Below are 8443 nucleotides of genomic sequence, written 5' to 3'. Positions count from 1 at the left end.
GCCCGCTGATGCGGATCGACAGGGCCTGGGCCTGCGAGATGACCGCATTGATCTCGGCCTTTTCCGACACCAGCGCCTGGCGTTCGCCGCTGACGATGTCGGGCTCCGGCGGCTGGCCCGCCGCAGGTGCCGCGCCAAGCTGCTCAAGACGGCTGTTGATCTCGCCAAGACGCGTGCGGAAGGCCAGTGCGCTGTTCAGCGATTGCCGAGACAACTCCTCGAGCTGCAGGCGGATATCGACAAGGCTGCTATCCTCCTCGGCGTCCTGCTGGATCTGCTTCTCGAAATTGTCGGTCTTGGTCGTCAGGTCCTGGATGATCTTCTGCTGGTCGGCGACCAGTCCGGCGGGCGCCTGGCCGAGCCCTTGTGCAGCCGCGTCGAACGACATCGGCGCCGAAACGACAAGCGCGAGGAGCAAAATGAGACGAAGCAATCGGAAAAGCATGATTTGTTGGCGACTCATCTGCGGCAAAGGCAATTTGAAAAGCCTGCCCTTGATAAAGACGGCCCTATCATGGGGCAAGCCGTCGTATAGCGAGCCCATCCGATCATTGGCGCCAACAAATCACTCACCCCCATCGATCCATCTCAAGCGTCGGCCAGTCGAAAGGCGATGGCGCAATATTGGCTTTGCGGGTGCGGCCTGCTCTATAGTCTGCCGCATCGCCCGAACCGGATGACATCAATGGCAGAGTACTCGGCCTTTTCGCTGCTCGCGAACGCGCTCAAGGGAAACAAGGATTGGAAGCCGGCATGGCGCAAGCCTGACCCGAAGGCGTCCTATGACGTCATCATCATCGGTGGCGGCGGTCATGGGCTGGCGACCGCCTATTATCTTGCCAAGGAACACGGCATCACCAATGTCGCCGTTGTGGAAAAGGGCTGGCTCGGTTCCGGCAATGTCGGCCGCAACACCACGGCGGTGCGCTCGAACTACCTGCTGCCGGCCAACACCCGCTTCTACGAACACTCGATGAAGCTGTGGGAGAACCTCTCGCATGAGCTCAACTACAACGTCATGTTCTCGCAGCGCGGCTGCCTGAACCTAGCGCACACGCCGGCCCAGTTCGACGACTATGCAAGGCGCGGCAACGCCATGCGCCATCTCGGCGTCGACGCCGAACTGATGACGAAAGCTGAGATCAAACGTCTGATCCCGGCGCTCGATGTCTCCGAAAGCGCGCGCTTCCCGGTGGTCGGCGGCTTGATGCAGCGCCGCGCCGGCACCGCCCGCCACGATGCGGTGGCCTGGGGCTATGCGCGTGGCGCCGACCGGCGTGGCGTCGACGTCATCGAGAATTGCGAGGTCACCGGCTTTCTGCGCGATGGCGACCGTATATCAGGCGTCACCACGTCGCGCGGCGACATCCGCGCCAGGAAGGTGGCCGTGGCGGTCGCCGGCAGCACCGGACGGGTCATGCAGATGGCCGGCATCGAGACGATGCCGATCGAGAGCCATGTGCTGCAGGCCTTCGTGACGGAATCGCTGAAACCCTTCATCGATACCGTCGTCACCTTCGGCATGGGCCATTTCTACATGTCGCAGTCGGACAAGGGCGGCCTCATCTATGGCGGCGACATCGACGGCTACAACAGCTACGCCCAGCGCGGCAATCTGCCTGTCGTCGACGAGGTGATGAGCGAAATGCTGGCGCTGTTTCCGGGCCTTGCGCGCGTGCGCATGCTGCGCTCCTGGGGCGGCGTCTGCGACATGTCGATGGACGGCTCGCCGATCATCACCACCGGCCCCCTGCCCGGCATGTATCTCAACTGCGGCTGGTGCTATGGCGGCTTCAAGGCGACGCCGGCTTCCGGCTGGTGCTTCGCCTGGACCATCGCCAAGGACCAGCCGCACGATCTCAACGCCCCCTTCACCCTCGACCGCTTCCACCGCGGCCTGGTGATCGACGACAAGGGCCAGGGTGCAAACCCCCGGCTGCATTAGGCATTAGGTAGAGTTCAATGTTGATCACTTGCCCCTATTGCGGTCCGCGCGACGTCATCGAGTTCACCTATCAGGGTGACGGCAACCGCGAGCGTCCCGATCCTGCCTCTCAGAATTTCGAGGCGTGGAATGCCTATGTCTATGACAGGCTGAACCCGGCCGGGGATCACAACGAGATTTGGCAGCATTCCGGCGGCTGCCGCGCGCATCTGCGCGTCGTGCGCAACACGCTGACGCATGAGATTTCCAGCGTTGCCTTCGTGCGCGGTGATCATCAAGGGCGCGGCGATCATGGCTCCGCCGCGCGCCGCAAGGCGGAGGACAAGGCATGAGCCCGCGCCGCGCCGATACCGGCGGCCGCATCGACCGGCTGAAAACCATCCGCTTCACCTTCGACGGCACGGCCTACACCGGCCATGCCGGCGACACGCTGGCGTCGGCCCTGCTGGCCAAGGGCGTCACGCTTTACGGACGTTCGTTCAAATACCACCGCCCGCGCGGCCTGCTCACAGCCGGCGTCGAGGAACCCAACGCGCTGGTGACGGTGCTGAAGGGCGAGGTTCGTGAACCCAACATTCCGGCGACCATGGTCGAGATCCATGACGGCCTGGTTGCCATCAGCCAGAACCGCTTTCCCTCGCTTGCCTGGGACATCAACGCCGTCAACCAGCTCGGCGGCAACATCCTGTCGGCCGGCTTCTACTACAAGACCTTCATGGGACCGGTGTTTGGGCCGCTCAAAGGCACACGCTTCTGGATGTTCTGCGAACACTTCATCCGCCGCGCCGCCGGTCTCGGCAGCGCCGGAACGGCGAAGGACCCGGCCCGCTGCGAGCGCATGAACGCCTTTTGCGACGTGCTGGTGGTCGGCTCGGGGCCGGCCGGCCTGATGGCCGCCAGGACCGCCGCCGATCAGGGAGCGCGCGTCATGCTGGCCGATCTCGAGCCGCTTTTCGGCGGTTCGGCCAACTGGTCCGGGGAAAGCATCGATGGCGCGCCTGCCGCCGACTGGGCGCGGCGCGCGGTCGCCCAGCTCGCAGGCCGCGACAATGTCCGGCTTCTACCGCGCACCACGGTGTGGGGTTATTACGACAACAACACGCTTGCCGCGCTCGAACGGGTCAGCGACCACAAGGATCAACCAGGCAAGGGCGAGCCGCGCCATCGCTATTGGGCGATCCGTGCCAAATCCGTGGTCCTGGCCACCGGTGCGTTCGAGCGGCCGCTCGTGTTCCCCGGCAATGACCGGCCAGGCGTGATGCTGGCGCATGCAGCCGAGCGCTATGCCAACGAATTCGGCGTGCTGCCGGGCGAGCGGATAGCGCTGTTCACCAACAATGACAGCGCCTATCGGGCGGCCGTCGCCTTGAAGAAGGCCGGTGCCGCGGTCGTCGCCATCGCCGATGTTAGGCCGGAACTTTCGCCGGAGATGCGCAAGCTGGCCGCGGAAGCCGAGGCCGAGATCTTCGCTGGCCATGCCGTCGTCGCCACCGAAGGCGGAAAGGCGCTGTCCGGCCTCAAACTGCAACGCTTCGATATGGCCAACGGCACGCTCATCGGCGATGCACGCAGCATCCATGCCGATTGCCTGCTGATGTCGGGCGGCTGGTCGCCGACCATCCATCTGGCCAGCCAGGCCGGCGCCAAGGCGGAATGGAATGCCGCGCGGCAGGCCTTCCTGCCGCCGAAGCCGACACAGAGCTGGATCGGCGCCGGCGCCTTCACCGGCAGTTTCTCCACCGCCGAAGCCATCGCCGAAGGCTGCGCCGCAGGCCTTGCCGCAGCCGGTGGCCCCAGCGCGCCTTCTGTATTGCCGGTGGTGGAAGCCGTGCCCGGCGATCCTGATCCCGCGCCGGTGTTCGAGATCAGGGCCAAGGGCAAGAGCTTTGTCGACTTCCAGCACGACGTGACGGCAGAGGACGTGCGGCTGGCGCACCGGGAAGGCTTTGTCTCGGTCGAGCATCTGAAACGCTACACCACGCTCGGCATGGCGACCGACCAGGGCAAGAGCTCCAACGTGCCCGGCCTTGCCATCATGGCCGAAGCGCTGGGCAAGCCCATCCCCGAGGTCGGCACGACGCGCTTCCGGCCGCCCTTCGCGCCGGTGTCGATCGGCTCGCTGGCGGCGGAACGTTTTGGCGATCTCAAGCCCGAACGATTGACCCCGATGCATGATTGGCATCTGGCCAACGGCGCGACCATGTATTCAGCGGGCCTCTGGTATCGGCCGATGATCTACGGCCATGCAGGCGAAACGGTCGAGCAGGCCTATGTGCGCGAAGCCAAGGCGACACGCGAAAGCGCCGGCATCGTCGATGTCTCGACATTGGGCAAGATTGCCGTGCAGGGCCCCGACGCCGCCGCATTCCTCGACCGTGTCTACACCAACATGTTTTCGACGCTGGCCGTCGGCAAGGCACGTTACGGCCTGATGCTGCGCGAGGACGGCCTTGCCTTCGACGACGGCACCACCTGGCGGCTTGGCGAGCAGGATTTCCTGATGACCACCACCACGGCCAATGCCGGCAAGGTGATGCAGCATCTGGAATATTTCCTCGACGTGATCTGGCCGGAGCTGAAAGTCCACGTCACCTCGGTGACCGACGAATGGGCGGGGGCCGCGATCGGCGGGCCGAAGGCCAGGCAGATCCTCGCCGCCTGTGTCACCGGCACATCGGTCGACAACGCCGCCTTGCCCTTCATGGGTATCGTACGTGGCGAAATATCAGGCGTGCCGGTGATGATTTGCCGGCTGTCCTTCTCGGGTGAAATGGCGTTCGAGGTCTATTCCGGCGCCGGGTACGGCACCCATGTGTGGGAAGCGCTTGTTGAAGCAGGCAAGCCGTTCGGGCTGGTCACCTACGGGCTTGAAGCGCTGGGCACGATGCGCATCGAAAAGGGCCATGTGACCGGCGCCGAGATCGATGGCCGTACCACGGCGCGCGACCTGCATCTCGACTGGATGCTGTCGAAGAAGAAGCCATTCATCGGCTCGGCGATGATGGATCGCGAAGGCCTGATCGCGTCTGATCGCCTGGAACTGGTCGGCCTGATCGCCCTCGACAACCTACCGTTCAATGGCGGCGCGCACATCGTCGAGGAGGTTGACGAGGCCAATCCGCACGGCTCGATCGGTCACATCACCGCCTGCTGCTATTCACCGGCGCTCGGCAAGCATATCGCGCTGGCGCTGGTCAAGGGCGGCAAGGCACGGCAGGGCACGCGCGCTCATGTCTCCGATCCCTTGCGCAACCGGTTCGGACCGGTCGAAATCGTCTCCAACCACTTCTTCGATCCGGACGGGAGCCGCATGCATGGTTGAGCGCCAATCACCCGAACCCTTGTCGCCGCTTGAGCCTGAATTCCATGTCGGCTCGCACGGCAATTTCGAGCACGGCGTCGAGATCATCCTGACCGAGACAAGGCCGGGCTCGATCGTGCAGCTCGCCGCGTGGCCCGGCGAGGAGAAGAAGCTGATAGCAGCCATCCGCACCGTCACCGGGCTTGCCCTGCCCGATGGCGCCGGCGGCGGCTTGAGCGACGGCGTGAAATCGGTGTTCGGCTTCGCGCCGGGAAAGTTCACCGTCGCCGATGAAGCCGAAGGCCTGGCCGCGGCCTTTGCCAAAGTGGTGACCCCCGCCATTGGCACCGTGACCGACCTCTCGCACGGCCGCACCGCCATCCGCATTGCCGGGCCGAAGGCCGAATGGGTGCTGGCGAAATTCTTCGCCATCGACTTCGCGCTGCCGGCCTTTCCGGTCGGCGCCGGCCGTTCGACCACCCATCACGACATCTTCGCCCAGATCCAGCGCACCAGCGCCGACCAGTTCGACATCTATGTCTTCCGCTCGTTTGCACGCTCGTTCTGGAAGGCGCTCTGCCACGCCAGCGAGGAAGTCGGCTACGAGGTGCAGTAGGCGGCGCGGCCGGATGGCCGCGTTGCCCACATCTGGCATCAACGCCAGCCGCTTCTGCCGCTAGAGAATCGGCCGCCGGCGCCCATGGTGCGAAAACGTGGCCGCCCAACCGGCCCGAGGGATATGAAATCCCTTCTTCAAGAGTCGGCACATTCGTTTGGTTCGAACATCTCCATGACCGCAGAACTATCCGCCGGCGCCACGGATCGCGCCGATGTGCCGGCCAGAGCCCTGCTCCTGCTGCCGCTGACGGTTGCCTGCGGCGTGTTCATGACCAGCCTCGATCAGAATGTCGTGGTAACCGCGCTGCCGGGCATCAGCGAAAGTCTCGGCCGTCCGCCCAGCCAGCTCGGCCTCTTGATTACCGTCTATGTCGCCAGCCTGATCATCTCGATGCCGCTTGGCGGCTGGGCCGCCGACCGCTTCGGACTGCGCAACGTCTACTGCTTTGCCTTGCTGGTGTTCGCCGCCTCGTCGGCGCTCTGCGGGCTGTCCGACAACATCTGGATGCTGGTCGGCGCCCGCGCGCTGCAAGGCTTTGGCGGCGCCTTGATGGGCACGCTCGGCCAAGTCGTCATCCTGTCGACCTTTCCGCGCAGCCGAACGCTGAAGATCAACATGTACATCTCGCTCGCCGGCCAGTCCGGACCGCTGGTCGGCCCGCTCGTCGGGGGCGCGCTGACCACCTACATTTCCTGGCGCTGGATCTTCTTCATCAACGTGCCGTTCGCGCTGGCCGCGGCAATCCTTGCCGCCTCGCTGTTTCCGACGATGACCAAGCCCGTGCGCACGCCGTTCGATTTTCCGGGCTTCCTGCTGGTCGGCAGCGGCATGGTGCTGCTCGTCTTCGGCATGGATTCGCTTGCTGCCAAGGATGCCGCGGGCGGCATCATCGCCGCAGAACTGGCGCTGGCGCTGGTCATCCTGACCATCGCCTCGTTCTACTGCCTGCGCGTGCGCAATCCGCTGCTCGATCTCAAGCTGTTGCGCATCCGTACCTTCCGCATTTCGTTCCTCACCGGCGGCGGGCTGGACACGATCGGCCTCAGTTCGGTGGTGTTCCTGCTGCCCTTGATGTTCCAGCTCGGCTTCGGCATGAGCGCGGTGCAGGCGGGATCGCTGACCTTCGTCGCCGCGGTCGGCTCCGTGGCCATGCGCTTCTTCATGCCGCGTGTCCTCAACCGTTTCGGCTTTCGCCGCGTGCTGGTCTACAACACCCCGATCGTCGCCGTGATGGTCGCCGGCTTCGCCTTGATGCAGGCGACGACGCCGGTGTGGATCGTGCTGACCTACATCTTCGTCTTCGGCGTCTTCCGCTCCGCGCAATGGGCCTCGACCGGCAATCTCGCCTATTCCGACATCGCGCCCGAGCAGCTCGCCCGCTTCAGCGCGCTCTATTACATATTGTGGCAGCTGGCGGTGGCGATCAGCGTCGGCCTGGCTGCGGCGGCATTGTCATTTCTGGCCGGCGGCGGTGCGGCCGTCGCCGACGATTTCCGCATCCTGTTCGTCATCGAGGGCATCATCACGCTCTGCGCGCTGCTTGCCTACCTCAAGCTGACGCCACAGGACGGTGCCCATGTCAGTGGCCACGGCGCACAGATGAACACCGAATGAGGCTGGCTGGCTTATTCGCTGAACGTGACCCACTCTTCAAGCGGCACGCGGTCGGTGCGGAAGGCGTTCTCAGGTTTTGACGTATCTTCGTAACCAACCGCCATGCCGCAGACGACGATCTCTTCGTCCGGAATGTCGAGCACCGGCCTGATCTGCCGGTGATAGGGCGCGAAGGCCGCCTGCGGACAGGTGTGCAGACCCCTGCCTCTTGCTGCGACCATGATGTTCTGCAGGAACATGCCGTAGTCGATCCATGAGCCCTGGTTGAGGCGGCGGTCGATGGTGAAGATCATGCCGACCGGGGCGTCGAAGAAGACGAAGTTGCGGTCGTGCTGGGCGCGCATCTTGTCGACCTCGCGACGACCGATCCCGAGCGCGCCATAGAGGCCGAAACCGTTGGCGCGGCGGCGGGTCAGATACGGCTCGAAGAACTGCGTGGGATAATACCGGTACTCGTCCCAATCAGCTTTTTCAGCGCGAATGCCGGAATTGAGAATGGCGTCTGATATCCGCTGCTTGCTCTCGCCCTTGGTGACATAGACCTTCCATGGCTGCATGTTGGTGCCGGATGGGGCACGCGCCGCAACCGACAGAATGGCGCGGATGGTTTCGTCGTCGACCATGTCGGGCAGGAATGCGCGCACCGAACGGCGCGACAGGATCGCCTCGTCGACAATCTCGGCATCGCCCGGAATTCGGGGGTTATTTTCCAGCATGGGCCGTCCCTTACCCTTTGTCTCGATCGGACGTCCCCACTCGCCGCTCTCGGCGGAGCCTTTGCATGAACCGTCAAAATCGCGCAAGCAAATCTTGTGCATCCGTGAAAATCTACTTGATTTTTTCATGAGCTTGACTTCTCATGAAATTTGGCCAGATTTTTTCATAAAGTGAGTGCTTTGCCTTCGACTACCGCTAGAACATTGCAGGTACCTGACGAACGCGTGCTGGCCGGCGATATCAGGGC

At 64.0% G+C, this 8443-nt stretch carries 6 protein-coding genes and 1 pseudogene; 5 read left to right on the top strand and 2 right to left on the bottom strand.

Going from position 1 to position 8443, the window contains the following annotated elements:
- Nucleotides 1-445 (bottom strand): annotated as a pseudogene (locus tag EN749_RS24460) (mechanosensitive ion channel family protein); the annotation flags it as partial.
- A gap of 240 nt (nt 446-685) precedes the next feature.
- Here EN749_RS24460 and EN749_RS24455 point away from each other — a divergent pair.
- The 5 genes from EN749_RS24455 (at nt 686) to EN749_RS24435 (ending at nt 7479) form a co-directional block, all read left to right on the top strand.
- Nucleotides 686-1945 carry a sarcosine oxidase subunit beta gene (locus EN749_RS24455; protein ID WP_127810156.1) on the top strand — a complete coding sequence of 420 codons (1260 nt, stop codon included), beginning with the start codon at nt 686-688 and terminating at the stop codon, nt 1943-1945.
- Nucleotides 1946-1962: 17 nt separating this feature from the next.
- Entirely contained in the window at nt 1963-2277 is a 315-nt protein-coding gene (locus tag EN749_RS24450) for a sarcosine oxidase subunit delta (RefSeq protein ID WP_127381894.1), read from the top strand.
- On the top strand, nt 2274-5267 hold the full coding sequence (locus tag EN749_RS24445) for a sarcosine oxidase subunit alpha (protein ID WP_128364132.1): 2994 nt from the start codon (nt 2274-2276) through the stop codon (nt 5265-5267). The genes EN749_RS24450 and EN749_RS24445 overlap by 4 nt, the downstream gene beginning before the upstream one ends.
- Nucleotides 5260-5862: a sarcosine oxidase subunit gamma gene (locus EN749_RS24440; protein WP_127398087.1), complete on the top strand. Its 603-nt coding sequence runs from the start codon at nt 5260-5262 to the stop codon at nt 5860-5862. Before EN749_RS24445 ends, EN749_RS24440 begins: the two co-directional genes overlap by 8 nt.
- Nucleotides 5863-6036: 174 nt before the next feature.
- Nucleotides 6037-7479 carry an MFS transporter gene (locus tag EN749_RS24435; protein ID WP_128364131.1) on the top strand — a complete coding sequence of 481 codons (1443 nt, stop codon included), beginning with the start codon at nt 6037-6039 and terminating at the stop codon, nt 7477-7479.
- 11 nt (nt 7480-7490) lie between these two features.
- On the opposite strand, the gene EN749_RS24430 is transcribed toward EN749_RS24435, so the two are convergent.
- Nucleotides 7491-8195 (bottom strand): nitroreductase, encoded by a 705-nt coding sequence (locus EN749_RS24430; RefSeq protein ID WP_164873834.1) that lies wholly within the window; start codon nt 8193-8195, stop codon nt 7491-7493.
- Between the last annotated feature and the right edge of the window lie 248 nt (nt 8196-8443).

This window comes from Mesorhizobium sp. M7A.F.Ca.ET.027.02.1.1 (assembly GCF_004022985.1).
Taxonomy (GTDB): domain Bacteria; phylum Pseudomonadota; class Alphaproteobacteria; order Rhizobiales; family Rhizobiaceae; genus Mesorhizobium.
Note: the sequence above shows the minus strand (reverse complement) of the source record. Positions and strands in the feature narration are given on the sequence as shown.